The 25,495-nt window shown below is 72.4% G+C and carries 23 protein-coding genes; 10 read left to right on the forward strand and 13 right to left on the reverse strand.

The window, feature by feature from the left end; translation table 11 throughout:
• Positions 1-240 precede the first annotated feature (240 nt).
• A complete protein-coding gene (locus AC069R_RS11305) occupies positions 241-1,038 on the forward strand; it encodes a SigE family RNA polymerase sigma factor (protein WP_478766440.1) in 798 nt (265 codons plus the stop codon).
• Positions 1,039-1,267: 229 nt separating this feature from the next.
• Here the strand turns inward: AC069R_RS11305 and AC069R_RS11310 are convergent, their stop codons facing one another.
• The gene (locus AC069R_RS11310; protein ID WP_478766442.1) at positions 1,268-1,894 is read right to left on the reverse strand and encodes a uridine kinase family protein; all 627 of its coding nucleotides are present in this window, start codon (positions 1,892-1,894) and stop codon (positions 1,268-1,270) included.
• A gap of 127 nt (positions 1,895-2,021) precedes the next feature.
• Between AC069R_RS11310 and AC069R_RS11315 the strand changes: the two genes are divergently transcribed.
• Entirely contained in the window at positions 2,022-2,426 is a 405-nt protein-coding gene (locus AC069R_RS11315; RefSeq protein WP_478766444.1) for a hypothetical protein, read from the forward strand.
• Positions 2,427-2,572: 146 nt separating this feature from the next.
• Here AC069R_RS11315 and AC069R_RS11320 read toward each other — a convergent pair whose 3' ends face one another.
• The 3 genes from AC069R_RS11320 to deoC are packed head-to-tail and all read right to left on the reverse strand — an operon-like array spanning position 2,573 to position 5,860.
• Positions 2,573-3,460 (reverse strand): aldehyde dehydrogenase family protein, encoded by an 888-nt coding sequence (locus AC069R_RS11320; protein WP_478766446.1) that lies wholly within the window; start codon positions 3,458-3,460, stop codon positions 2,573-2,575.
• Positions 3,453-4,895, reverse strand: a complete 1,443-nt coding sequence (locus AC069R_RS11325) for an aldehyde dehydrogenase family protein (protein ID WP_478766448.1) — start codon at positions 4,893-4,895, stop codon at positions 3,453-3,455. The genes AC069R_RS11320 and AC069R_RS11325 overlap by 8 nt, the downstream gene beginning before the upstream one ends.
• A gap of 5 nt (positions 4,896-4,900) precedes the next feature.
• On the reverse strand, positions 4,901-5,860 hold the full coding sequence (gene deoC / locus AC069R_RS11330; protein WP_478766559.1) for a deoxyribose-phosphate aldolase: 960 nt from the start codon (positions 5,858-5,860) through the stop codon (positions 4,901-4,903).
• Positions 5,861-6,015: 155 nt separating this feature from the next.
• Here deoC and AC069R_RS11335 point away from each other — a divergent pair, with 155 nt between their 5' ends.
• Positions 6,016-6,708 (forward strand): PH domain-containing protein, encoded by a 693-nt coding sequence (locus AC069R_RS11335; protein WP_478766450.1) that lies wholly within the window; start codon positions 6,016-6,018, stop codon positions 6,706-6,708.
• 852 nt (positions 6,709-7,560) lie between these two features.
• Here the strand turns inward: AC069R_RS11335 and AC069R_RS11340 are convergent.
• The 3 genes from AC069R_RS11340 to AC069R_RS11350 form a co-directional block, all read right to left on the reverse strand.
• Entirely contained in the window at positions 7,561-9,204 is a 1,644-nt protein-coding gene (locus AC069R_RS11340) for a phospho-sugar mutase (protein ID WP_478766451.1), read from the reverse strand.
• A gap of 767 nt (positions 9,205-9,971) precedes the next feature.
• Positions 9,972-10,796: a purine-nucleoside phosphorylase gene (locus tag AC069R_RS11345; protein ID WP_397984338.1), complete on the reverse strand. Its 825-nt coding sequence runs from the start codon at positions 10,794-10,796 to the stop codon at positions 9,972-9,974.
• Between the two features lie 141 nt (positions 10,797-10,937).
• Positions 10,938-11,375, reverse strand: coding sequence for a gamma-glutamylcyclotransferase family protein (locus tag AC069R_RS11350; protein WP_478766453.1), 438 nt, complete (start codon positions 11,373-11,375; stop codon positions 10,938-10,940).
• Positions 11,376-11,577: 202 nt separating this feature from the next.
• Between AC069R_RS11350 and AC069R_RS11355 the strand changes: the two genes are divergently transcribed.
• Together AC069R_RS11355 and AC069R_RS11360 are read left to right on the forward strand one after the other, a co-directional pair.
• Positions 11,578-13,026: an NAD(P)H-quinone dehydrogenase gene (locus AC069R_RS11355; RefSeq protein ID WP_478766455.1), complete on the forward strand. Its 1,449-nt coding sequence runs from the start codon at positions 11,578-11,580 to the stop codon at positions 13,024-13,026.
• A 177-nt stretch (positions 13,027-13,203) separates the two neighbouring features.
• On the forward strand, positions 13,204-14,133 hold the full coding sequence (locus AC069R_RS11360; RefSeq protein WP_478766457.1) for a DeoR/GlpR family DNA-binding transcription regulator: 930 nt from the start codon (positions 13,204-13,206) through the stop codon (positions 14,131-14,133).
• 1,070 nt (positions 14,134-15,203) lie between these two features.
• On the opposite strand, the gene AC069R_RS11365 is transcribed toward AC069R_RS11360, so the two are convergent.
• Complete coding sequence (locus tag AC069R_RS11365) at positions 15,204-16,976, reverse strand: acetyl/propionyl/methylcrotonyl-CoA carboxylase subunit alpha (protein ID WP_478766459.1); 1,773 nt, start codon at positions 16,974-16,976, stop codon at positions 15,204-15,206.
• A 351-nt stretch (positions 16,977-17,327) separates the two neighbouring features.
• On the opposite strand from AC069R_RS11365, the gene AC069R_RS11370 reads away from it, so the two are divergent.
• On the forward strand, positions 17,328-17,918 hold the full coding sequence (locus AC069R_RS11370) for a hypothetical protein (RefSeq protein ID WP_478766461.1): 591 nt from the start codon (positions 17,328-17,330) through the stop codon (positions 17,916-17,918).
• On the opposite strand, the gene AC069R_RS11375 is transcribed toward AC069R_RS11370, so the two are convergent.
• The 4 genes from AC069R_RS11375 to AC069R_RS11390 all read right to left on the reverse strand — a co-directional run bounded on the left by AC069R_RS11375 (position 17,890) and on the right by AC069R_RS11390 (position 20,656).
• Positions 17,890-18,507: a Maf family protein gene (locus AC069R_RS11375; RefSeq protein WP_478766463.1), complete on the reverse strand. Its 618-nt coding sequence runs from the start codon at positions 18,505-18,507 to the stop codon at positions 17,890-17,892. The two genes, AC069R_RS11370 and AC069R_RS11375, sit on opposite strands and share 29 nt — an antisense overlap.
• 53 nt (positions 18,508-18,560) lie before the next feature.
• Positions 18,561-18,698, reverse strand: a complete 138-nt coding sequence (gene mmpB / locus AC069R_RS11380) for a morphogenic membrane protein MmpB (protein WP_397984332.1) — start codon at positions 18,696-18,698, stop codon at positions 18,561-18,563.
• Positions 18,699-18,807: 109 nt separating this feature from the next.
• Positions 18,808-19,017, reverse strand: a complete 210-nt coding sequence (locus AC069R_RS11385; protein ID WP_478766466.1) for an acyl-CoA carboxylase epsilon subunit — start codon at positions 19,015-19,017, stop codon at positions 18,808-18,810.
• 25 nt (positions 19,018-19,042) lie between these two features.
• Positions 19,043-20,656 (reverse strand): acyl-CoA carboxylase subunit beta, encoded by a 1,614-nt coding sequence (locus AC069R_RS11390; protein ID WP_478766468.1) that lies wholly within the window; start codon positions 20,654-20,656, stop codon positions 19,043-19,045.
• 110 nt (positions 20,657-20,766) lie between these two features.
• On the opposite strand from AC069R_RS11390, the gene AC069R_RS11395 reads away from it, so the two are divergent.
• Complete coding sequence (locus AC069R_RS11395) at positions 20,767-21,633, forward strand: biotin--[acetyl-CoA-carboxylase] ligase (protein WP_478766470.1); 867 nt, start codon at positions 20,767-20,769, stop codon at positions 21,631-21,633.
• 245 nt (positions 21,634-21,878) lie between these two features.
• A complete protein-coding gene (locus AC069R_RS11400; protein ID WP_478766472.1) occupies positions 21,879-23,000 on the forward strand; it encodes an adenylate/guanylate cyclase domain-containing protein in 1,122 nt (373 codons plus the stop codon).
• Positions 23,001-23,015: 15 nt separating this feature from the next.
• On the opposite strand, the gene AC069R_RS11405 is transcribed toward AC069R_RS11400, so the two are convergent.
• Complete coding sequence (locus AC069R_RS11405; protein WP_478766474.1) at positions 23,016-23,684, reverse strand: hypothetical protein; 669 nt, start codon at positions 23,682-23,684, stop codon at positions 23,016-23,018.
• A 228-nt stretch (positions 23,685-23,912) separates the two neighbouring features.
• On the opposite strand from AC069R_RS11405, the gene AC069R_RS11410 reads away from it, so the two are divergent.
• Positions 23,913-24,707, forward strand: a complete 795-nt coding sequence (locus AC069R_RS11410) for an enoyl-CoA hydratase/isomerase family protein (protein WP_478766476.1) — start codon at positions 23,913-23,915, stop codon at positions 24,705-24,707.
• A 446-nt stretch (positions 24,708-25,153) separates the two neighbouring features.
• On the forward strand, positions 25,154-25,453 hold the full coding sequence (locus AC069R_RS11415) for a hypothetical protein (protein ID WP_478766478.1): 300 nt from the start codon (positions 25,154-25,156) through the stop codon (positions 25,451-25,453).
• Positions 25,454-25,495: the final 42 nt, after the last annotated feature.

Raw genomic sequence — 25,495 nt, forward strand, 5'->3', positions numbered from 1 at the left:
AGCCGTTCCGCGCTAGCGGCACCGGCTGTGTACTCGCTGTGACGGCGCCGAAGGGCGGGGGCCCTGTGACAGGTCTGTGACAGTCGGCGGACACGGCGATGAAGTGATCCCGGCAGGCTTTTGGTCACGGGCACGGCGCGCAGCCGGATCCGGCCGAACTGGCCGGAAAGGCCCGGAGTGCGACCGGGCCAGGCCCGGAGCAGGACAGAAGCACCGGAAGTCCACGACGGGGAGCGCGAGATGAACACGCTGCACAGCATCAGCACCAGCGCAGTGGTCACGCGTCTGCACGACGTGCACCGGGGTTCGGAGAAGTCCGGCGGTGACGGCGGTACCTCCCGCACGAGCGTGTTCGAGCGCGGGGGCGTGCGGGGGTGCGCTCGCGGTGCCGGGCGTCAGCACGGCGGGTACGGGCAGCAGCCCTACATGTCGGTCGTCGACGCGCGTACGGGGGACACGGGGGATACGCACGGGGGGAGCGCGTACAAGGAGGACACGGGGGAGCGACGCTCGCTGACGGAGGCGGAGTTCACCGCCTACGTCCAGGAGCGCCGCGCCTCCCTGTACGCCACCGCCTACCACCTGACCGGCGACCGTTTCGAGGCCGAGGACCTGCTCCAGAGCGCGCTGTTCTCGACCTACCGGGCGTGGGACCGGATCAGCGACAAGGCGGCCGTCGGCGGCTACCTCCGCCGCACGATGACGAACCTGCACATCAGCGCCTGGCGGCGCCGCAAGCTCAACGAGTACCCGACCGAGGAACTGCCCGAGACGCCCGGCGAGACGGACGCGATGCGCGGCACCGAGCTGCGCGCGGTCCTGTGGCAGGCGCTGGCCCGGCTGCCCGAACTGCAGCGCACCATGCTGGTCCTGCGCTACTACGAGGGCCGTACGGACCCGGAGATCGCGGACATACTCAACATCAGTGTCGGCACGGTGAAGTCCAGCATCTGGCGCTCGCTGCGCCGGCTGCGCGAGGACGAGGTCCTCAGCTTCGGCCGTGACGAGGAGAACGCCTTCGGCGAACTGGTCGCCTGAGGTACGGGGGACGGGGGCCGGACCGCTGGGGGGGGTCCGGTGAGCACGGGGGACGACGGGGGGCCCGACGGGGGCACGGGGTAACCGCTGTGGGGGTGGTGGCCCGTGAGAGGAGCAACGGGGGATACGGGGGGACGGGGGAATCACGGGGGAGGTACCGGAGAGGGGCCGGTCGGACTGGGGGGTCCGGCCGGCCCCTCTTCGCTGTCCCTTCCCCCGCTCCGCTTCACTACGCCGTGGTGTACCTGCCGGCCCACTGTGCCACCGCGAGCCGGCGCAGGGCCTCGTCCCGGTCGCACGGGTGCGCGCCCAGGGACACCTGGCGGGCGACGATCGTGCGCTCCGCGCGCATCAGCCGCCAGCCGCGGCGCAGCAGGAACGGCACGGACTTACGGCCCTCCTTCAGATCGCGCACGAAGCGCCGCCGGAAGGTGGTGACCGCCCCGCGGTTCAGGCAGAGCGCGTCGGCGAGGACGCCGAGTTCCCGGCAGCGTCCGACGATCTCCGCGGCGAAGATGCCCTCCGCGATGAACACGGGCGTACGGTCCAGCCGCAGCGTCTCCTCGCCGGTACGGGCGCTGAGCGCGATGTCGTACACCGGAACCGGCGTCGAACCCGTGGCACACAACCGGGTGATGGCGTCGAGCGCGACCTGGGCGTCCCAGGAGTCGGGGTGGTCCCAGTCGATGTCCGAACTCCCCTCCACCAGGGGCAGAGTCGGGTCGTCGGCCTCCTTGTAGAAGTCGTCCAGGCGCAGGACGGGCAGCCCGGAACGGGCGGCGACCAGGGACTTGCCCGAACCCGAGGGGCCGCACAGCAGCACGACTCGGGCGGGGGACGGGGGATGAATGCTCACGGAACACCAGTTTGACGCATGGCGTGGCGCCTGCCGACCCCGCGGTTCGCTTTTGAAGCACGGACCGCCTCTCAACTACCCTGTGTGCCGACATCATTACCCTGCGCACCAGAAGGTGGCACCAGCGATGGCCCGACACAGCAAGCCCCAGCCCCGCACCGCGCGCCGTGCCCTGTTCGCCCTCGTGACCGCCGGTGCGGCGCTGGGCGCGGGGGCGGCGACGGCCCACGCCGACACGGACGCCCCGCTCGTGGACGTGCCGTGGCGGCCGACGTCCCTGGGCAAGATCGACCCCCAGGCCGGGCTCACGGTCCTCACCGGCACGGTCGGCTACGTCACCGGTCCGATCGCCGGCCTCAAGCCCAACCCTCTGGCCGGCACCGGCGTCGACCCCCTCGACAACGGAGTGGGCACCCAGGTCGCCGACTTCAAGCCGGTGGGCTCCCAGATGCTGACCACCCCGATCGCGGAGGCACAATCCCTGGGCTCGGTACCGGTGGTGGGCCAGGTGCTGACGGCCTTGACTCACTGAGGAGCCCCACTCCTTGGGCGGCCCGTCCGCCAACCAGTCCCGCTGTCAGCTCCGACCCGTGTCGAGGTCAGCTCCGACCCGTGTCGCGCGGAGAGCCGCGCCTCCCCGGTGCGGGGAAGCGCGGCTCTCGGGCCGGGGCGGGTCGGTCAGTAGGACGAACCCGTGGCGCCCAGGGCGCCCGTCGTGTGCCAGACCGTCTTGGTTTCCAGGAAGGCCGTCAGGCGCTCGGTGCCGGGCGGCTGCGTGAAGTCGGTGTCCCGGCGGCGCAGCACACGCTTCAGGTTGTCGGCCGCCGCGATCTCCAGCTCCTTCGCCAACTCCGCGTCCGCGCCCGCGAGATCGATCGCGTTGACGTCCTGGTGCGCGGCCAGTGACGGGGCGATCTCGGCCGCGCGGCCGGAGAGGATGTTCACCACGCCGCCCGGCACGTCGGACGTGGCCAGCACCTCGGCGAGGGAGAGAGCCGGGAGCGGGGCCTTCTCGGAGGCGATGACGACCGCCGTGTTGCCGGTGGCGATCACCGGGGCGAGGACCGAGACCAGGCCCAGGAAGGAGGAGTCCTGGGGGGCCAGTACGGCGACCACGCCCGTCGGCTCCGGCGTGGACAGGTTGAAGAACGGACCCGCGACCGGGTTCGCGCCACCGACCACCTGGGCGATCTTGTCGGTCCACCCGGCGTACCAGACCCAGCGGTCGATCGCCGCGTCCACGACGGCCGCGGCCTTGGACTTGGACAGGCCCTCCGCCTCGGCCACCTCGCGCACGAACTGCTCGCGGCGGCCCTCCAGCATCTCCGCGACCCGGTACAGGACCTGACCGCGGTTGTAGGCGGTCGCGCCGGACCAGCCGCCGAACGCCTTGCGGGCCGCGACCACCGCGTCCCGCGCGTCCTTGCGGGAGGACAGGGGAGCGTTGGCCAGCCAGTTGTTCTTCGGGTCCGTCACCTCGTACACCCGGCCGCTCTCGGAACGCGGGAACTTGCCGCCCACGTACAGCTTGTAGGTCTTGAAGACGGAAAGTCGTGCGTCAGACATCGAGGTACGCCTCCAGGCCGTGGCGGCCGCCCTCGCGGCCGAAGCCCGACTCCTTGTAACCGCCGAACGGCGAGGTGGGGTCGAACTTGTTGAACGTGTTGGACCAGACGACACCGGCGCGCAGCTTGCCCGCGACGGCCAGGATGCGGGAGCCCTTCTCGGACCAGATGCCCGCCGACAGGCCGTACTGCGTGTTGTTCGCCTTGGCGACCGCCTCGTCCGGGGTGCGGAAGGAGAGGACCGACAGCACCGGGCCGAAGATCTCCTCGCGGGCGATGGTGTGGGCCTGGGTGACGTTGGTGAACAGCGTCGGCGCGAACCAGTAGCCGGCGCCCGGCAGTTCACAGGCGGGGGACCAGCGCTCGGCGCCCTCCGCCTCGCCCGCCTCGGCCAGCGCCGTGATCCGGGCCAGCTGCTCCGCGGAGTTGATCGCGCCGATGTCGGTGTTCTTGTCCAGCGGATCGCCCAGACGCAGCGTGGACAGACGGCGCTTCAGCGCGTCCAGCAGCTCGTCCTGGATCGACTCCTGGACCAGCAGCCGCGAACCGGCGCAGCAGACCTGGCCCTGGTTGAAGAAGATGCCGTTCACGATGCCCTCGACGGCCTGGTCGATCGGGGCGTCGTCGAAGACGATGTTCGCGCCCTTGCCGCCGAGTTCGAGGGTGAGCTTCTTGCGCGTGCCGGCCATGGTCCGCGCGATCGCCTTGCCGACCGCCGTCGAGCCGGTGAACGCGACCTTGTTCACGTCCGGGTGCGCGACCAGCGCGGCCCCGGTCCGGCCGTCACCGGTCACGATGTTGACGACGCCCTTGGGCAGACCCGCCTGGCGGCAGATGTCCGCGAAGAACAGGGCCGAGAGGGGGGTGGTCTCCGCCGGCTTCAGGACGACCGTGTTGCCGGTCGCCAGCGCCGGGGCGATCTTCCAGGCCAGCATCAGCAGCGGGAAGTTCCACGGGATGACCTGGCCGGCCACGCCCAGCGGCCGCGGGTTCGCGCCGAAGCCGGCGTGGTCGAGCTTGTCGGCCCAGCCCGCGTAGTAGAAGAAGTGGGCGGCGACCAGGGGGAGGTCCGCGTCGCGGGTCTCCTTGATCGGCTTGCCGTTGTCCAGCGTCTCCAGGACGGCCAGTTCCCGGCTGCGCTCCTGGATGATCCGGGCGATGCGGAACAGGTACTTGGCGCGCTCGGCGCCGGGCAGCGCGGACCACTTCTCGAAGGCCTTGCGGGCGGCCTTCACCGCGCGGTCGACGTCCTCCTCGGAGGCTTCGGCGACCTCCGACAGCACCTCTTCGGTGGACGGCGAGACGGTCTTGAAGACCTTGCCGCCGGTCGCCTCGGTGAACTCGCCGTCGATGAACAGGCCGTAGGACGGCGCGATGTCGACGACGGAGCGGGACTCGGGCGCCGGTGCGTACTCGAATGCGGATGCGGGTGCCATGGTGATCAGTCCACCGTCACGTAGTCGGGGCCGGAGTAACGGCCGGTGGCCAGCTTCTGACGCTGCATCAGCAGGTCGTTGAGCAGCGAGGAGGCGCCGAAGCGGAACCAGTGGTTGTCCAGCCAGTCCTGGCCCGCCGTCTCGTTGACCAGGACGAGGAACTTGACGGCGTCCTTGCTGGTGCGGATGCCGCCGGCCGGCTTCACGCCGACCTGGATGCCGGTCTGGGCGCGGAAGTCGCGCACCGCCTCCAGCATCAGCAGGGTGTTGGCGGGCGTCGCGTTGACGGCGACCTTGCCCGTCGAGGTCTTGATGAAGTCGGCACCCGCGAGCATGCCGAGCCAGGAGGCGCGGCGGATGTTGTCGTACGTCGACAGCTCGCCGGTCTCGAAGATGACCTTCAGCCGGGCGCTCGTCCCGCAGGCCTCCCTGACGGCGACGATCTCGTCGTACACCTTCAGGTACTTGCCCGCGAGGAACGCGCCGCGGTCGATGACCATGTCGATCTCGTCGGCGCCCGCGGCGACGGCGTCGCGCACGTCGGCCAGCTTCACGTCGAGCGCGGCACGGCCGGCCGGGAAGGCGGTGGCGACCGAGGCGACCTTGACGCCGGAACCGGCGACGGCCTCCTTGGCGACGGCCACCATGTCCGGGTAGACGCAGACCGCGGCCGTGGTCGGTGCGGTGCGGTCGGTCGGGTCCGGGTGGACGGCCTTGGCGCCGAGCGCCCGGACCTTGCCCGGAGTGTCCGCGCCTTCCAGCGTCGTCAGGTCGACCATCGAGATGGCGAGGTCGATGGCGTACGCCTTCGCGGTGGTCTTGATGGAACGGGTGCCGAGCGACGCGGCGCGCGCCTCCAGGCCGACCGCGTCGACGCCGGGCAGCCCGTGCAGGAAGCGGCGCAGTGTGCTGTCGGACGCGGCGACGTCGGCGAGCGCATGTGCGGGGGGTGCAGTGGTGGGCATGGTCACCAGACGAGCATATCTACGCGCGTAGCGGCTGTACACCCCCGGTTCGGATTCCGGTCCTTCCGCCGTGCGCGGGCCGCCGGGGATCACGGATGGATACGGGTCTCGGGGTACATGGCGGCGCCCGATCCGGCGTCGTGCACAATCGGGCCATGACGACCCCGGACAACAAGCCACCCGCGTCGGAGCCTCCGGTGCCCGCCGTGAAGGACCGGATCTACCGCTCGCCCATGGGGCTCGCCGGCGGCGTGCTGCTGCTCGCGGTCGTCGCCTGGCTGGGCTTCGACGCGCTGGTCAACGGCCACGGCCGCACCCCCTGGCTCGCGCTGGCCACGATGATCCTGGGCGTTCCGCTGGTGATCGCCTTCACGCTGCGTCCGGCGGTGTTCGCCAGCGAGGAACGGCTGCGGATCCGCAACCCGTTCCGGGTGATCACCGTGCCGTGGGGCGAGGTCGAGGCCCTGCGCTCCAGCCTCACCAACGAGGTGCGCACCACGTCGGGCGCCACGTACCAGCTGTGGGCGGTGCCCGTGTCGCTGCGCGCCCGCAAGAAGGCCGAGCGGCGGACGGCGAGCGCGGCACGGCGGGCGGCGGGCGGCGGGCTCGGCTCCGGGCTCGGCGCCAGGGGCCTCGGCTACGGCGGGGTCACCGCGCGCAGCGCCGACACCGGGCCGACGCGGGCGGAGGGCGACAAGGCCATGGACGACCTGCGCGATCTGCTCGACCGGTGCGGCAAGGAAGAGTCCGCCCAGGGCGCTACGACGATCCGCTGGGCCTACGAGGTGGCGGCACCGGTGCTGGCGGGAGCCGTCCTGCTGGCGGTCCTGCTGGCGACCGGCGGCTGAACCGCGGCGGACCGGGGGCAGACCGGCGGCCGAGTCGGGGTGGGCCGGGGGCAGGCCGGCGGCCAAGCTGGGGCGGGCCGGGGGCAGGCCGGCGCCTGAGCCGGGGCGGGCAGGGAAGCAGACCGGCGGCTGAGCCGGGGTGGGCCGGGGCAGGCCGGCGGCTGAGTTGGGGTGGGCCGGGGGCAGGCCGGCGCCTGAGCCGGGGCGGGCAGGGAAGCAGACCGGCGGCTGAGTCGGGGCGGGGCGGGGGCAGGCCGGCGGCTGAGTCGGGGTGGGCCGGGGGCGCGGCGGGACGCAGCCGTAGGCGGCAGTACGCAGCCGCGGTCGGCGCGGCGCGCAGCCTTGGACGGCGCGACACGCAGTCGTGAAGGCGCGGCACGCGGTCTTGGACGGCGCGGCACGCGGTCGTGGACGGTGCGGCGCGCAATGGTGGTCGGCGTGGCGCGCAGCCTTGGACGGCGCGACACACAGTCGTGAATGGCGCGGCACGCGGTCGTGGACGGCGCGGCACGCGGTCGTGGACGGTGCGGCGCGCAACGGTGGTCGGCGTGGCGCGCGGTCGTGGGCGAGGCGACTCGCAGTGGTAGGCGGGCCGCGGTACGCAGCGGTGGTCGGCGCGGCACGCCGCCAGGGCGAGGTGACGCGCAGCGGTCGGGGGCGGTGGTCGGCGCGGCACGCCGCCATGGGCGAGGTGACGCGCAGCGCTCGGCGGCGCGGTACGCGGTCGTGGACGGCGCCGCCTACCGCAGCCGTACGGCCCGCACCGCACCGGGACGGACCAGGGGCACCCCTGGGGTCGGGATCCGGGGGTGCCCCTGGTTTTTCCGGTGTGTTCCGGTGGCTCCGGTGGTTTCAGATGCCGGCGGCCGCGGAGAGGTCGCGCTTGATGGCCGCCAGGAGCTCCTTCGCGCGGGCGTGGGCGGCCGGAAGGCCGTCGCGTGCCGGAACCGGCACGACGACCTCCAGGTAGCACTTCAGCTTCGGCTCGGTGCCGCTGGGCCGGACGATGACGCGGGCGCCGTCGAGGGTGTAGCGCAGGCCGTCCGTCGGCGGCAGCGTCTCCGTGCCCTTGGTCAGGTCCTCCGCGCGGGTGATGGCCAGGCCCGCGAGCCGCGTCGGGGGCTGCTCGCGCAGCCGGCGCATCGCGTCGGCGATCAGGGAGAGGTCCTGGACGCGCACGGACAGCTGGTCGGTGGCGTGCAGACCGTGCTCGACGGCGAGGTCGTCCAGCAGGTCGAGAAGGGTACGGCCCTCCTCCTTCAGCCCGGACGCCAGCTCGGTGATCAGGAGGGCAGCGGTGATGCCGTCCTTGTCGCGCACGCCCTCGGGGTCCACGCAGTAGCCGAGGGCCTCCTCGTAGCCGTAGCGCAGGCCCTCGACGCGGGCGATCCACTTGAAGCCGGTGAGCGTCTCCTCGTACGGCAGCCCCGCCTTGCCGGCGATCCGGCCGAGCAGGGAGGAGGAGACGATCGACTCCGCGAAGGTGCCCCGCGCGCCGCGGCGCACCAGGTGGGCGGCGAGCAGCGCGCCGACCTCGTCACCGCGCAGCATCCGCCAGTCGGCGCCGTCCTTGACGGCCACGGCGCAGCGGTCGGCGTCCGGGTCGTTGGCGATCACCAGGTCGGGGTCGGTCGCGCGGGCCCGGCCGAACGCCAGGTCCATCGCGCCCGGCTCCTCGGGGTTGGGGAAGGCGACGGTGGGGAAGTCCGGATCCGGCTCGGCCTGTTCGGCGACCAGCACCGGCTCCGGGAAGCCGGCGCGGGCGAAGGCGGCGAGGAGAACGTCCTTGCCGACGCCGTGCATGGCGGTGTAGACGGTGCGGGCGGTGCGCGGGGAGCCGGCGGCCAGCACGGCGTCGGTACGGGCCAGATAGGCGTCCAGGACCGCGTCGTCCAGGGTCTCCCAGCCGGACTCCGGGCGGGGCACGTCGGCCAGCGAGGCGATCGCGTCGATCTCGGCGGCGATGCCCGCGTCGGCCGGGGGCACGATCTGGGAGCCGTCGCCCAGGTACACCTTGTAGCCGTTGTCGCGCGGCGGGTTGTGGCTGGCGGTGACCTCCACGCCCGCGACCGCGCCCAGGTGCCGGATCGCGAAGGCGAGCACGGGGGTGGGCAGCGGACGGGGGAGTACGGCGGCACGCAGCCCGGCGCCGGTCATCACGGCGGCGGTGTCGCGGGCGAAGTCGGCGGACTTGTGGCGGGCGTCGTAGCCGATGACGACGAGGCCGGCGCCGGGACCCCCGTGGGGGGTGCCGTTCTTCTTCAGGTACGCGGCGAGACCGGCGGCGGCGCGGATGACGACGCTCCGGTTCATGCGCATCGGGCCGGCACCGAGTTCGCCGCGCAGGCCGGCGGTGCCGAACTGGAGGGTGCCGGCGAAACGCGCCGCCAGCTCCTTCTCGTCACCGGCCTCGATCAGCTCGGCGAGTTCGGCGCGGGTGTCCGGGTCGGGGTCCTCGGCGAGCCAGGCGCTGGCCCGCGCGATCAGATCGTGCACCTTGGGATCAACCTCTCCTGTGTTTGCCGATGCCCTGCCCTTCCGGCCTCCCGGCTCGGTCGGTCGGCCGGGAGGTGAACGGGCGGGACGGGGCGGGTGGGGGTGGCTCTGGTCGGCTGGGCTGGGGGGCGGCTTGGGCCGCAATTGTTTCGCGTGGCGGTGGGGGGGTGGGTGCTGTGCGGGCGTGGCCGTGGCGGGGTGGGTGCCGCCCGGTCCCCCCGCGGACGCGGTAGCGGGTCGGCGTATCCGCGTACCCCTTGCCGTGGCGGGCGGCTCGCTCGGCCTGCTCGTACCGGCTCGGGGAGCGCGGCGCCGCCGGGTGCTCCCGGTCGTACGCCGGGGCGCGCGCCGGTCGAGCGCCAGGCCCCGGTGGTGTCCGGTCGGTCGTCGTCGCAGTGCGGCCCGCCGGGCTGTCTTCGCCGCCCGGTACCGAACCGGACCGCTCACGCGTGTCCCGCCCAGCGCCCGGTCGGACGGCCCGCACCCCCTGGCCCCCTGGTGCCCGCCCGCATCACGCACACCGCCCACCACCGGCAGTGGCGTACCCGCGACCCGGCGCCGGTCAGGACCCGTGCGGCACCCGGCACCGCCAGGGACGCGCATCCCGCACCGCCGGAGGCCCACACGCCTCACCGTCAGGGACATCCACGCCCCGCCTCCGCCGCAGCCCTTGAGGCCCCCGCGCCCCGGTGCGTCAGCCGGATCCCCCGGCGTCCAAGGTCACCCGATGCCGATGCCGATGCCGATGCCCCGGCCCCCGCCGAGGGCTACAGCTTCCGCAGCACCTGCGCGAGCAGCGTCCCCATGCGGGCGGCCGAGTCGCGGCCGGCCTGGAGGACTTCCTCGTGGTTGAGGGGCTCGCCGGTCATGCCCGCGGCGAGGTTGGTGACCAGCGAGATGCCCAGGACCTCGGCACCGGCCTCGCGCGCGGCGATGGCCTCCAGGACCGTGGACATGCCGACGAGGTCCGCGCCGATGACGCGGGCCATGCGGATCTCGGCCGGGGTCTCGTAGTGCGGGCCGGGGAACTGCGCGTAGACACCCTCCTCAAGGGTGGGGTCGACCTCCTTGCACAGGGCGCGCAGCCGCGGCGAGTACAGGTCGGTCAGGTCCACGAAGTTCGCGCCCACGATCGGCGAGGTGGCCGTGAGGTTGATGTGGTCGCTGATCAGCACCGGCTGGCCAGGCCGCATGCCCTCGCGCAGACCGCCGCACCCGTTGGTGAGCACGATGGTCTTGCAGCCGGCGGCGACGGCCGTGCGGACGCCGTGCGAGACGGCGGCGACGCCACGGCCCTCGTAGTAGTGGGTGCGGCCCAGGAAGACGAGCGCGCGCTTGTCGCCGAAGGAGTACGAGCGGACCTTGCCGCCGTGCCCCTCGACGGCCGGCGGCGGGAAGCCGGGCAGCTCCGTGACCTGGAACTCCGCGTCGGGGGCACCGAGGGCGTCGACGGCCGGAGCCCAGCCGGAGCCCATCACGAGGGCAACGTCGTGGGTCTCGGCGCCGGTCAGTTCGCGCAGGCGCGCGGCGGCGGCGTCGGCGGCGGCGTACGGGTCGCCCTGGATGTCGTCCGGAAGAAGAGATGCGTTCACGTGGACGAGGGTAGCCGCTTCTCGCCTACGCGCGTAGATGACAGACCTCACGGGATTGCGATCGTTGTCTTGTCGTTTCCGACGATGGCTTCGGCGATGGCTTACCGCGGGTACGCCGCGGCCGCCGCGTGCGCGCCCGGCTCAGCAGGGGCGCTTGCGCAGCTCCATCACGTAGTCGTGGGGCGCGCCGGCGGACTCCGCGGCGTCGGCGATCTCGCCCAGGTAGCGGGCCGAGGGAAGGCCGCCCTCGTAGTCGTCCAGGACGTACGTCCAGGCCGATTTCTCGCCGTCCAGGGTGTGCACGCGCACACGCATGCGGCGGTACGTGCCGAGGTCCACGCCCTCCCAGCGGTCCAGCGACTCCTCGTCCATGGGCGCGATGTCGTACAGGCCGACGAACACCTGGGCCAGCGGCTCCTCGACGATCGTCGCGAGGGCGCCCTCCCAGCCGAGCTGCTCCCCGCCGAAGGTCAGCCGCCAGTCGTTCAGCCAGCCCGTGGCGCGCAACGGGGAGTGCGGGGCGCGGCGGGACATCAGCCGGGCGTCGAGGTTGCCGGCGTAGGCGGCATAGAGCGACATGGGGGAGAGGGTACGGCAGCGCCCCCGACCGGCTCGCGCGCCCCGGAAGCGAGCCTGAGGGCGCCCCTGGCGTACGGCACCTCGGGGAACGCGTGTCGGGAAGGCGCGTCGGCGCACATAGATGCACGTCGGCGCGTGTCGGCGTGGTGCCGGAAAGGGACCGGCGCCCCCTGGGCAGTGGCATCTTGAAGCGTGCGGGACAATGGGGTACGTGACTCGGATCGTGATCATCGGTGGCGGACCTGGCGGATATGAAGCGGCGCTGGTGGCCGCGCAGCTCGGCGCGGAGGTGACCGTCGTCGACTGCGACGGTCTGGGCGGCGCGTCGGTGCTCACCGACTGCGTGCCGTCCAAGACCCTCATCGCGACGGCCGAGGTCATGACGACCTTCGACTCGTCGTACGAGGAACTCGGCATCATCGTCGCCGACGACACCCCGCCGCTGGAGCGGGCCGCGCGCGTCGTCGGCGTGGACCTGGGCAAGGTCAACCGACGGGTCAAGCGGCTCGCGCTGGCGCAGTCGCACGACATCACCGCCTCCGTGACGCGCGCCGGCGCGCGGGTCATGCGCGGGCGCGGACGCCTGGAGGGCATGCAGGCGCTCGACGGGTCGAGGAAGGTCGTCGTCACCGCCGCCGACGGCACCGAGGAGACCCTCACCGCGGACGCCGTCCTGATCGCGACCGGCGGTCACCCGCGCGAGCTGGCCGACGCCCAGCCCGACGGCGAGCGCATCCTCAACTGGACCCAGGTCTACGACCTGGACGAGCTGCCGGAAGAACTGATCGTGGTCGGCTCCGGTGTGACCGGCGCCGAGTTCGCCGGTGCCTACCAGGCCCTCGGTTCCAAGGTCACCCTCGTCTCCTCCCGCGACCGGGTGCTGCCCGGCGAGGACCCGGACGCCGCCGCCGTCCTGGAGGACGTCTTCCGCCGCCGCGGCATGAACGTGATGGCCCGTTCCCGCGCGCAGTCCGCCAAGCGCGTCGGCGACCGGGTCGAGGTCACGCTCGCCGACGGCCGCGTCATCACCGGCACCCACTGCCTCATGGCCGTCGGCGCCATCCCGAACAGCGCGGGCCTCGGCCTGGAGGAGGCCGGCGTCAAGCTGCGCGACTCCGGGCACATCTGGACCGACAGGGTCTCCCGCACCACCGCGCCCGGCGTCTACGCGGCCGGTGACGTGACCGGTGTCTTCGCGCTCGCGTCCGTCGCCGCCATGCAGGGCCGCATCGCGATGTACCACTTCCTGGGCGACGCGGTGGCCCCGCTGAACCTGAAGACGGTCTCCTCCAACGTCTTCACCGACCCCGAGATCGCCACCGTCGGCTACACGCAGGCGGACGTGGACGCGGGCAAGATCGACGCGAAGGTCGTCAAGCTGCCGCTGCTGCGCAACCCGCGCGCCAAGATGCAGGGCATCCGGGACGGCTTCGTGAAGATCTTCTCCCGGCCGGGCACGGGGATCGTCGTCGGCGGTGTGGTCGTCGCGCCGCGCGCCTCGGAACTCATCCACCCCATCTCGATCGCCGTCGACAACAATCTGACAGTCGAACAGATCGCGAACGCCTTCACGGTGTACCCGTCTCTTTCGGGGTCGATCGCGGAGGTCGCGCGGCAGCTGCACACCCGCAAGGCGAGCGCCGAGGGCTGATGACCTGCGGCAACTCCCCGCTGGTCGCGGAGAGTTGCCGTACGTGCGGCTGGCATAGTCGGAAGGGATAGGTCGCGGGAAGGTCCTATACCACTTCCGGTTCTGCCATGCGAACAACTTCTGTTAATCGGCGCAAACTGCTGAAACCAGACGGTCGCTGGGGTTACTGTCAGTTTCGTGTTCGCTGCTGAACGTCGCCAATTGATCCTCGAAATGGTGCGAGCGAACGGTGCCGTGTCGCTCCGTGAGCTCGCCCGCGTCGTCCAGACCTCCGAAGTGACCGTACGGCGGGACGTGCGGGCACTGGAGGCGGAAGGACTCCTCGACCGCCGGCACGGCGGTGCCGTACTGCCGGGTGGGTTCACCCGTGAGTCCGGTTTCCCGCAGAAGTCGCATCTCGCGACCGCCGAGAAGACGGCGATCGCCGATCTCGCGGCCGGCCTCGTCGAAGAGGGCGAGGCGATCGTGGTCGGTGCGGGTACGACCACGCAGGAGCTGGCCCGCCGGCTCGCCCGCGTGCCGGGTCTCACGGTGGTCACCAACTCCCTCCTGGTCGCACAGGCGTTGGCCCATGCGAACCGGGTGGAGGTCGTGATGACCGGTGGCACCCTGCGCGGCTCCAACTACGCGCTCGTCGGCTCCGGCGCCGAGCAGTCCCTTCAGGGGCTGCGGGTGTCGAAGGCGTTCCTGTCCGGGAGCGGCCTTACGGCCGAACGCGGGCTGTCCACCTCCAACATGCTCTCGGCATCGGTGGACCGGGCGCTCGTGCAGGCCGCCGCCGAGGTGGTGATCCTCGCCGATCACACCAAGCTGGGCACGGACACGATGTTCCAGACCGTGCCGACGGAGCTCATCACCCGTCTCGTCACCGACGAACCGCCCGCGCACGACGACCGCGCCGCCACCGAGTTGCAGGCCCTCGCCGACCAGGGGGTGCAGATCGCCGTGACCGGGGCGAACGGAAGCTCGGGGGGTGACCAGGTCCCGCCGGCCCGCCGCCCCCAGCTGCCGGGACCACGCCGGGGCAACCCCCTCCGCTCCACCTCGGTCCTCTCCGACCAGCCCCCACCGGAACGCTCCCGCGTCGCCGACCTCCGCCGCAGGTGAGCTGCGCTCGCTTGGCCGGGGGGGTTGGGGGAGCTTGACGAGGCGGCTTGGTGGGGCTGGGTCGCCGGGCTCCGCCGTAGGTGAGTTGCGCTCGCTTGGCCGGGGGTTGGTTCGGTGGCTCAGGGTGAGTGGGGACGGCTCGGCCCTGGGCCGCACGGACGGGCTGAGCCGTGGGGCCAACTTGTTGTGGGAGGGGGCTGGGGGACGGCATCCGAGTGGTTAGGCCGCCGACTCCATCGCGAGTGAGCTGCGCTCGCTTGGCCGGGGAGTGGGGGAGCTTGACGAGGCGGCTTGGTGGGGTGGGTCGCCGGCCTCCGCCGTAGGTGAGCTGCGCTCGCTTGGCCGGGGGCGGCTGGAGGGGGCGGCCCTGATGGTGGTGGCTTTGTGGGGGCGGGTAATTGACAGCCCATCAGATGAGCTGCGCTCGCTCGTGGGCGGGGCGGGGCGGGGCGGTGGTTCGTACGGGCGGGCTGAGCCGAGGGGTCGAAGCGACTGCGGGAGGGTGGGTCGGGCGCTCCATCGGCGGTTTACGGCGCCGGGAGCCGCACAGGCGTGGCCGGTAGGGCTGCGGATGGCAGACCGCCGGGGCCGCTCGGGGGAGCCGACTGGAAGCCGGGGCCCGCTGTTCCGCGCTGGAGGCGAGAGTCGACCGTCGTCAGGACGCCCGTGGGCTTTCGGCTTCGTACATCCTCGCCGGGCCGGTGCCGTCCGCCCCGCCCGGCCCCGACGTCCGCGCCGTCCTGCCGCCGAGTTTTCTCCCCCACGCTGTCGGCAGCTCCCCACCCTGAGCCCCACCCCTCAACGTGCCCACCCACAGCCCACCGCCGAGCCGCTCCCCCAGCGCGCCCGCCCGCTCCTCACGCCCTTGGGCCGTCCGCAGCCCCCGTCGAGCCGCCTTCCAGCGCACCAGCACGTCCCCGAACCACCGCACCTCACCCCCTGAGACGCCATAGCCCACCGCCGAGCCGCCCCCTCCAACGCACCCGCCCTCAGCACACCTCCCCCCGACAACAAACCGGCCCCCGGTGCACAAAGCGCCAGGAGCCGGTTCGGTGTCGTACAGGTGGGCGTCAGTCCTTGATCTCGCAGATCGCGGCGCCCGAAGTGATGGACGCGCCGATCTCCGCGACCAGGCCCTTGATCGTGCCAGCCTTGTGGGCGTTCAGGGGCTGCTCCATCTTCATGGCCTCCAGGACGACGACCAGGTCGCCCTCCTTGACCTCCTGGCCCTCCTCGACGGCCACCTTGACGATGGTGCCCTGCATCGGGGAGGCGAGGGTGTCGCCGGAGGCCACGGGGCCGGACTTCTTCGCGGCGCGGCGCTTGGGCTTGGCACCCGCCGCGAGGCCGGTACGGGCCAGCGACATGCCCAGTGAGGACGGCAGGGAGACCTCAAGGCGCTTGCCGCCGACCTCGACCACCACGGTCTCGCGGCCCGCGTCCTCCTCCGCCTCGGCGTCGGCCGGCGCCGCGAACGGCTTGATCTCGTTGACGAATTCCGTCTCGATCCAGCGGGTGTGGACCTTGAACGGGTCCGTGGAACCGGTGAGTTCGGGGGCGAAGGCGGGGTCCCGGACCACCACGCGGTGGAAGGGGATCGCCGTCGCCATGCCCTCGACCTGGAACTCGTCCAGCGCCCGCGCGGCCCGCTCCAGGGCCTCCTTGCGGGTGCGGCCGGTCACGACCAGCTTGGCGAGGAGCGAGTCCCACGCCGGGCCGATGACCGAGCCCGACTCCACACCGGCGTCCAGCCGGACACCGGGACCGGACGGCGGGTCGAACGTGGTGACCGTACCGGGCGCGGGCAGGAAGTTGCGGCCCGGATCCTCGCCGTTGATGCGGAACTCGAAGGAGTGACCGCGCAGCTCCGGGTCGCCGTACCCGAGCTCCTCGCCGTCGGCGATGCGGAACATCTCGCGGACCAGGTCGATGCCGGCGACCTCCTCGGTCACCGGGTGCTCCACCTGGAGGCGGGTGTTGACCTCCAGGAAAGAGATCGTGCCGTCCTGGCCGACCAGGAACTCACAGGTGCCCGCGCCCTCGTAGCGGGCCTCCTTGAGGATGGCCTTGGAGGCGCGGTACAGCTCGGCGACCTGCTCCTCGGAGAGGAACGGCGCCGGGGCCTCCTCCACGAGCTTCTGGTGGCGGCGCTGGAGCGAGCAGTCACGGGTGGACACGACGACCACATTGCCGTGCTTGTCCGCCAGGCACTGGGTCTCCACGTGCCGCGGACGGTCCAGGTAGCGCTCCACGAAGCACTCGCCGCGCCCGAAGGCGGCGACCGCCTCGCGCACCGCCGAGTCGTACAGCTCCGGCACCTCTTCGAGGGTGCGGGCGACCTTCAGGCCGCGGCCGCCGCCGCCGAACGCCGCCTTGATGGCGATCGGCAGACCATGCTCCTCGGCGAAGGCGACGACCTCGTCGGCGCCCGAGACCGGGTCGGGCGTGCCGGCCACCAGGGGCGCGCCGGCGCGCTGGGCGATGTGCCGGGCGGCCACCTTGTCGCCCAGGTCGCGGATGGCCTGCGGCGGCGGGCCGATCCAGTTCAGACCGGCGTCGATGACGGCCTGCGCGAACTCGGCGTTCTCCGAGAGGAAGCCGTAGCCCGGATGGATGGCGTCCGCGCCGGACTCACGAGCCGCGTTCAGGACCTTCTCGATGTCCAGGTAGCTGGTTGCCGGTGTGTCACCGCCCAGGGCGAACGCCTCATCCGCAGCGCGGACATGCAGAGCGTCCCGGTCCGGGTCCGCGTAGACGGCAACGCTCGCGATCCCCGCGTCCCGGCAGGCCCGAGCCACCCGGACAGCGATTTCGCCACGGTTGGCGATGAGCACCTTGCGCACGATTGAGGCTCCCTCCTTGAAACAAGCCGAGTTTAGGGACTGCCGACACGCCTCTTCGACCCGTCCCCAATGGTGAGCTTGCCCACACGGAGCGTGATGCGGGGCTCGCCCGACCCGCGAAAGTCCTCGTGGCACCTTGCTACGCAGGACTCCTCCGGAAAACCCTAGCCCTGCCATGTGGCCAAGGTCTCTGTAAGGGCGTGCTGCGGCCCACTCGGTTTCTTTGTCGAGTCCCTACGAATGGCCCAATGATTCTTTGCTGGCGCACGAACCCTTGTCCCCTGGTTTACCCGTTAGTAGCGTTCGCCCTGTCCGGACGTACTGCGGGTAACCGAGGGGTCGGTGGGGCGGGTGGTGCGCAGAATCGTGGCGTGGGTGGTGACCGTCGTCCTCCTCGTGGAGGCGCTCGGCATCGGGGCGCTGAACTGGTTCCTCGGCGTCGTCGTGGAGCGGCAGAAGATGTCGATGGCCGGCCTGGACCCGCAGCTGATGTCCACGTCCTCGAAGATCGGCGGCGTCGTCTTCGGCCTCTACTTCCTGCTGTGCGCCCTGGTCGCCCTGCTGGTGGCGGTCCGCGACCGCGCCCCGGCCGGCTTCGGGCGCGTCGTGCTGATCAGCGCGGCGGTCGTGCACGGCCTGCTGGGCGCCTTCGCCTGGGGCCTGGTGAACGCCACGGCCTTCCTGGTGATGGTCGTGGTGCTGGCGCTCCTGGTGCTGCTCCTGGTGTCGTACGACCGCGACGGCGGCCCCGTCCGGGCCGCGTCCGGCGGGGGCGGCGGGACGGGCGGCGATCCGAGGGCCGCGGACGAGCCGGTGGACGCGCCCGCCGCCGCGCCGGGCGGGCCGGCCGCCGGGCACCCGGCGCGACCGGGGGAGGGGGACGACGAGCCGCAAGACGCCGTCCCCGAGCGGGTCAGCCGGCCGGTGCCCACAACTCCGTGATGCCGACGCCCAGTTCGGCCAGCAGCTTGCGCACCAGGGGCAGGCTGATGCCGATCACATTGCCGTGGTCGCCGTCGATGCCCTCGATGAAGGGGGCGGAACGGCCGTCCAGGGTGAACGCCCCGGCGACGTACAGGGGCTCCCCGGAGGCCACGTAGGCGGCGATCTCCTCGTCGCTGGGCTCGCCGAAGCGTACGACGGTGGAGGCGGTCGCCGAGACATAGCGCTTGGCCGCCGTGTCCCAGACGCAATGCCCCGTCTGGAGGACACCGGCCCGGCCGCGCATCGACTTCCAGCGGGCGGTGGCCTCCTCGGCGTCCGCGGGCTTGCCGAGCGCCTGCCCGTCCAGCTCCAGCACCGAGTCGCAGCCGATCACCAGGGCGCCCTGCACGTCCGGCAGCGCCGCCACGACGGACGCCTTGGCCTCGGCGAGGGCGAGCGCCAGTTCGGCCGGGGTGGGGGCGGTGACGGCGTCCTCGTCGACCCCGCTCACGATGACCTCGGGCGTGAGGCCCGCCTGCCGCAGCAGGCCGAGGCGGGCGGGGGACTGGGAGGCGAGCACGAGTCGCCTGCGGTGTGTTGCGGTCATGCGGTCAGGTTAGTCACCCGGTTGCGGGCCCGCGCGAATCGCCGGCGGCCGGCTCAGCGCAGGCCCATCAGCGCGGCCACGACCATGGCCGCGGTCACCGCCACGGCCATGAGGACGCCGAGCCGCCGCAGCATGTCCTGCGCGTCGCGCAGCTCTTTCGGCGGTTCGTCTTCCGGGTCTGACCACAGCACTCGTCCAGCGTGCGGGTGGCGGGCCGCCGGGCGCCTGAGTAGCCGTACTCAAATAGGCGCCCGGACTCCCGCCACCGTGCGCGGTTTCCGCACCCCTGGGGAGCCCGGCCTAGCTCGGCCAGTAGGTGCGGGTCCAGGCCGCCGCGCCCGCGCGGGGGAGGCGGGCGGCGGCGATGCGGGCCGGGTCGGACCACGCGTCCTTCGGGCCCCGCGCGCCGGACGGCGCGGCAGCGACCGCCGCGGCGCGGGCGCGGACCACCGCCAGGGCGGCGGCCAGCTCCTCGGGGGTCGGGTTGCCTCGTACGACCTTGATCGTCATGTCGGCTCCTGTCGGTCGGCCGGGCCTAGAGGGGGATGTTGCCGTGCTTCTTCGGAGGCAGTGATTCCCGCTTGGTGCGCAGCTGACGCAGGCCCCGGACGATGTGGGCGCGGGTGTCGGACGGCATGATCACCGCGTCGACGTAGCCGCGCTCGGCCGCCACGTAGGGGTTGAGGAGGGCGTCCTCGTACTCCTGGATCAGCCGGGCCCGTACGGCCTCCACGTCCTCGCCGCTCGCGGCCGCCTCGGCGAGGGTGCGCCGGTGCAGGATGTTGACCGCGCCCTGGGCGCCCATGACGGCGATCTGGGCGGTCGGCCAGGCGAGGTTGAGGTCGGCGCCCAGGTGCTTGGAACCCATCACGTCGTAGGCGCCGCCGAAGGCCTTGCGGGTGATCACGGTGATCAGCGGGACGGTGGCCTCGGCGTAGGCGTAGATCAGCTTGGCGCCGCGCCGGATGATGCCCTCGTGCTCCTGGCCGACGCCCGGCAGGAAGCCGGGCACGTCCACGAAGGTGAGCACCGGCAGGTTGAACGCGTCGCAGGTGCGCACGAAGCGGGCGGCCTTCTCGGAGGCGTCGATGTCCAGGCAGCCCGCGAACTGCATCGGCTGGTTGGCGACGACGCCCACCGGGTGCCCCTCGACCCGGCCGAACCCGGTGACGATGTTCGGCGCGAACAGGGCCTGCGTCTCGAAGAACTCGCCGTCGTCCACCACGTGTTCGACCACCGTGCGGATGTCGTACGGCTGGTTGGCGCTGTCCGGGACCAGGGTGTCCAGCTCGCGGTCCTCGTCGCTGACGGCGAGGTCCGCCTCCTCCGGGAAGACCGGGGGCTCGGAGAGGTTGTTGGACGGCAGGTACGACAGCAGCTGCTTGATGTACTCGATGGCGTCCTTCTCGTCCCCGGCCATGTGGTGGGCCACGCCGGAGACGGCGTTGTGGGTACGGGCGCCGCCCAGCTCCTCGAAGCCCACGTCCTCACCGGTGACGGTCTTGATCACGTCGGGTCCGGTGATGAACATGTGCGAGGTCTGGTCGACCATGACCGTGAAGTCGGTGATGGCCGGGGAGTACACCGCGCCGCCCGCGCAGGGGCCGACGACCAGGGAGATCTGCGGGATGACACCGGAGGCGTGGGTGTTTCGGCGGAAGATCTCGCCATAGGCGCCGAGCGAGGCGACACCCTCCTGGATGCGGGCACCGCCCGAGTCGTTGATCCCGATGACCGGGCAGCCGGTCTTCAGGGCGAAGTCCATGACTTTGACGATCTTCTGGCCGTACACCTCGCCGAGGGCGCCGCCGAAGACGGTGAAGTCCTGGGAGAACACGGCGACCGGCCGGCCGTCGACCGTTCCGTAGCCGGTGACGACACCGTCGCCGTAGGGCCGGTTCCGCTCCAGGCCGAAGTTGGTGGAGCGGTGCTGGGCGAACTCGTCCAGCTCGACGAACGACCCCTCGTCCAGGAGCAGTTCGATCCGCTCACGGGCGGTCAGCTTGCCCTTGGCGTGCTGCTTCTCGACGGCGCGCTCCGAGCCGGCGTGCGTCGCCTCGTGGATGCGCCGCTTGAGATCCGCGAGCTTGCCCGCGGTCGTGTGAATGTCGATCCCTTGGATCTCTTGACGCTCTTCCGGCTCGGACATCGGGATGCGGCTCCCTGCCTGCTCAAAAGGGGGGACGGTTACTCGTTCGTAGAGTAGTGCTGGGGCTACCGATCAGCACTGCGTCGTTTGCCACACCTAGGGTGGCTTGCATGACGCCCCGAGATGCAGCAGACGACAACCCCGGCCGCTGGTCCGATCTGGACCGCCCGCCGCTGAACGAGACCGCCCTGCGCCGCGCGCTGGTGCGCGAGGGCGGGCTGTGGTCCGCGCTGGAGGTGGTGCAGCGCACCGGCTCCACCAACGACGACCTCGTGGCCCGCGCCGCGGCCGGCCCGGTGGCCGAGGGCACGGTGCTGGTCGCGGAGGAGCAGATTGCCGGGAAGGGCCGCCTGGACCGCCGCTGGACGGCGCCGCCGCGCTCCGGTCTCTTCGTCTCGGTGCTGCTGCGGCCCGCGGAGGTGCCGGTGGACCGCTGGGGGTGGCTGCCGCTGCTCACCGGCGTCGCGGTGGCGACCGGGCTGGCGCGGGCGGCGGGCGTGGACACGGCGCTGAAGTGGCCGAACGACCTGCTGGTGACGGTCGACGGGGAGGAGCGCAAGGCGGGCGGCATCCTGCTGGAGCGGGCCGGCGAGGACGGTGTCGTCATCGGCTTCGGCCTCAATGTCTCGCTGCGCGCCGAGGAGCTGCCGGTGGCGCGGGCGGGTTCGCTGCTGCTGGCCGGCGCGGTGAGCACGGACCGCGACACGCTGCTGCGGGCGGTACTGCGCTCCCTGGAGGACTGGTACGGCCGCTGGCGCGCGGCGGGCGGCGACCCCTCGGCCTCCGGCCTCCAGGAGGCCTACGCGGCCGGCTGCGCGACGCTCGGGCGCACGGTACGGGCGCAGCTGCCGGGCGACCGCGACCTGGTCGGCGAGGCGGTGGCCGTGGACGGCGACGGCCGCCTGATCATCGCCACGGCGGAGGGCGTCCAGGCACCGGTGGGCGCGGGCGACATCGTGCACCTGCGCCTGGCGTGAGGGGTGCGGGGGCGCGATCGACCACGACGGCCCCGCGGATGCGCACGTCGCACGAGCCCCCCATGCTGAGTGCGGGGACCTGGAGGCCGCAGGCCACCAGGAAAGGCGTCGGCTCGAACCCCGCCACACGACCCGGCACCGGACAAGCAGACCTCGGCCGAACCCGACGGAGTGAGCTGGCGCACACCTGCCGTAGAGTTGAGGCCGGTCGTACCTGACCGCGGCAGATCGGAAGGGCAGCAGGCGTGACCGTCGACGACACGGGCCCCGGCGAGCAGGACCGGACGGACCCCAGCGCCGCCGACTCCGGCGAGGACCCGCTCGCGCTCCGTCTCGAACAGCTCATCCTGGGCGCCGAGCGCCGCTACACCCCTTTCCAGGCCGCCCGCAGCGCCGGTGTCTCCATGGAACTGGCATCCCGTTTCTGGCGGGCGATGGGCTTCGCGGACATAGGCCAGGCCAAGGCCCTCACCGAGGCCGACGTCCTCGCGCTGCGCCGGCTCGCCGGTCTCGTGGAGGCGGGGCTGCTCAGCGAGGCCATGGCCGTGCAGGTGGCCCGCTCCACCGGGCAGACCACCGCCCGGCTGGCCGAGTGGCAGATCGATTCCTTCCTGGAGGGCCTGACCGAGCCCCCCGAGCCCGGCATGACCCGCACCGAGGTGACGTACCCCCTGGTCGAGCTGCTGCTGCCGGAGCTTGAGGAGTTCCTGGTCTACGTGTGGCGGCGGCAGCTCGCCGCCGCGACCGGGCGCGTCGTCCAGGCCGCGGACGACGAGGAGATGGTGGACCGGCGCCTCGCCGTCGGCTTCGCCGACCTCGTCGGGTTCACCCGCCTGACCCGCCGTATGGAGGAGGAGGAACTCGGCGAACTCGTCGAGGCCTTCGAGACCACTGCCGCCGACCTGGTGGCCGCGCGCGGCGGCCGGCTCATCAAGACCCTCGGCGACGAGGTCCTGTTCGCCGCGGACGACGCGGGCACGGCCGCGGACATCGCGCTGCGCCTGGTGGAGACGCTGGCGAACGACGAGACGATGCCGGAACTGCGCGTCGGCATGGCGTTCGGCACCGTGACCACCCGGATGGGCGATGTGTTCGGCACCACGGTGAACCTGGCCTCCCGGCTGACCTCCATAGCCCCGCGCGACGCCGTCCTGATGGACAGCGCGTTCGCCCGGGAACTGATCCGCACCGGCGAGGCGCCCGCCTCGGAGGCGGCGGCGGCCGAGGCCGCGGCGACCGCCGAGAAGGAGGGCGAGGAGCCGCCGTCGTACCGCTTCGCGCTCCAGCCGATGTGGCAGCGTCCGGTGCGCGGCCTCGGCGTGGTCGAGCCGTGGCTGCTCACCCGCAGGGACGAGCAGCAGCAGTAGCCACCTGGCCGCCCGTCAGCCTCCGTGGCCGCTCAGCAGGTTCACGTCCACGCAGAGGGCGATGATCGGCAGGCACAGCCCGCCCGGAGCGGGCGCGGGGGTGACGTGGGTCGGCGTGGGCGCCGGTGTCGTCGGCGGGGCCGGGCGCGAGGTCGGCGCGGGCGGTGCCGGTGCGGTGGCCGTGGGCCGGGGCGGGGCGCTCGGCGCGGTGCTCGTTCCGGGCGCCGATGGCATCCCGCGACCCGAACCGCCCGAGCTCCCCGAGCCTTCTGGTCCGTCCGAGGAGCCCTTCGCGACAGTTCCGGTGGGTGTCGGCGCGGGGGTCCGGCCGTCCGGGCCGGTGGCCGCCGGGGACGGCGCGTGCGGGCCGGTGGCCAGGGTGCCGGTGGTGGTCGTCGCCGCAGGGCCGCCGCTCGGGGACGTGCCGGTCCTCGGGCCGCCGCTTGCGATGCCGCCGGAACCGAGCCGGGGTTCGGCCGCCGCGGTGCCGGGGGCGCCGACGCCGGACTGCGGGGTCATGCGGACCAGGCTGAGCGCCCCGGCCGCGAGGACGAGCCCGCCCGCGGCGAGCAGGGCCCTGCGCGGACGGGGTTTACGGTGCCGTCCGCGACGAAGGCCGCGGAACCGGCCGCCCGGCTCCTCCACCGCCCCTGCCAGGTCTATCCGAGTACGTGTCTGCGCCATGCCCGTTCTCCCCCCACAGCTCCCCACGAGTGCCCGCGGCTCCCCGCGCTCCCCTCGCGCCCCCACCGCGCAGCGCACGCTATGCGCTCGTGTGGGTGATGTGGGGCGAGACGGCCGGGATGTCACTCGAACGGGCGTAGCGGTACGGGGTTTCCTGTGATCGGGTGCGGCTGCGATGATCGGGCCGTCAGGGGTTAACCCGCGTTAACACGTGTACCGGAGGAAGCGATGAGCGAGGCGCGGTTCGGGGAGTTCGTGCTGGTACGGCGGCACGGGTACGTCGCGGAGCTGGTCCTGGACCGGCCCAAGGCCATGAACGCCGTCTCCACGGAGATGGCCCGCTCGATCGCGGCCGCCTGTACGGCGCTGGGGGCGGACCGGGACGCACGGGTGGTCGTCCTCACCTCGTCGCACGAGCGGGCGTTCTGCGTCGGCGCGGACCTCAAGGAGCGCAACTCCTTCAGCGACGCGGACCTGGTCCGGCAGCGGCCGGTGGCGCGGGGGGCGTACACCGGCGTACTGGAACTGCCGATGCCGACGATCGCGGCGGTGCACGGGTTCGCGCTGGGCGGCGGGTTCGAGCTGGCGCTGTCCTGCGACCTGATCGTGGCCGACCTTACGGCCGTGGTGGGGCTGCCCGAGGTGTCCGTGGGCGTGATTCCGGGCGGCGGTGGCACGCAGCTGCTGCCCCGGCGGGTCGGCGCGGCGCGGGCGGCCGAGCTGATCTTCTCGGCGCGGCGCCTGGAGGCCGCGGAAGCCGGCGAGATGGGGCTCGTGGACCACGTGGTCGAGGAGGGCCGGGACCGGGAGGAGGCGCTGGAGCTGGCGGCGCGCATCGCCGCGAACTCCCCGGTGGGCCTGCGCGCGGCGAAGCGGGCACTGCGGCTGGGGCAGGGCCTCGACCTGCGGGCCGGTCTGGAGGTCGAGGACGCGGCATGGCGGTCGGTGGCCTTCTCCGGCGACCGCGCGGAGGGTGTCGCCGCCTTCAACGAGAAGCGGAAGCCGCAGTGGCCGGGGGAGTAGGGGCTCCCTGGGGTACGGGGGCGCACGTACACCGCCCCTCGCCACGCGGCGGCGCTCGCGGCCGGGCCCGGGGTGCTTCCCTGCCGTGTGGCGAAAACTGCGGCCATTCCGGGCATGTCGCCTAATAACATCCCGTTGTGATCATGGTCACGATAGGGATTCTTGGATCTTGCTTTAGGAATGGCTTAACGTCTGTTCAGTTCGCCCGGCCTGACCAGCCGGACGGCTGAGAATAACCAGGGGGAGAAGGAACGGGGGCCGTTCAGTTTCCACGCCAAGCGGCGCATCCGTATGCCCTCTCCCCCCGATCGCAGGGAAAGTGTACGTGAAGCACAACTACATCCGCATAGTCGCCGCTACCGCCATGGCCGGTGTCGCCTTCGGCATTGCCGCTCCCGCTGCCAACGCCCACTGCCGAGGGTGAGGGGCAGACGGGCCTGGCCTCGGTGAAGGGCAAGGCGGGCGCCGTCATCGCGCTGCTGAAGAAGTCGCCGGGGCTGTTCAAGGCGGCTGTGAAGGCGGCGAAGAAGGGTGCTCGCGCTTTCGAGAGCTGGGTCAACAGCCTGTCCAACTGGAACCCGGTCAAGTGGGCCATCAAGTCCGCTCCGAGACCATCATCTGGGAACTCGTCAAGTATCTCGCCAACCAGTGACCTGCGGGATGTTCCGGAACTCCCGGATTTCCCTTTCGGGATACCGCTACTGATGGGCTGCTCGCTCCACAAGCGAAAACTCTATTTTGGATAGCAGTCCAAAGACGGCTCCTCCCGGAAACTCCGGGAGGAGCTC

It is taken from the genome of Streptomyces sp. NPDC043952, assembly GCF_056435325.1.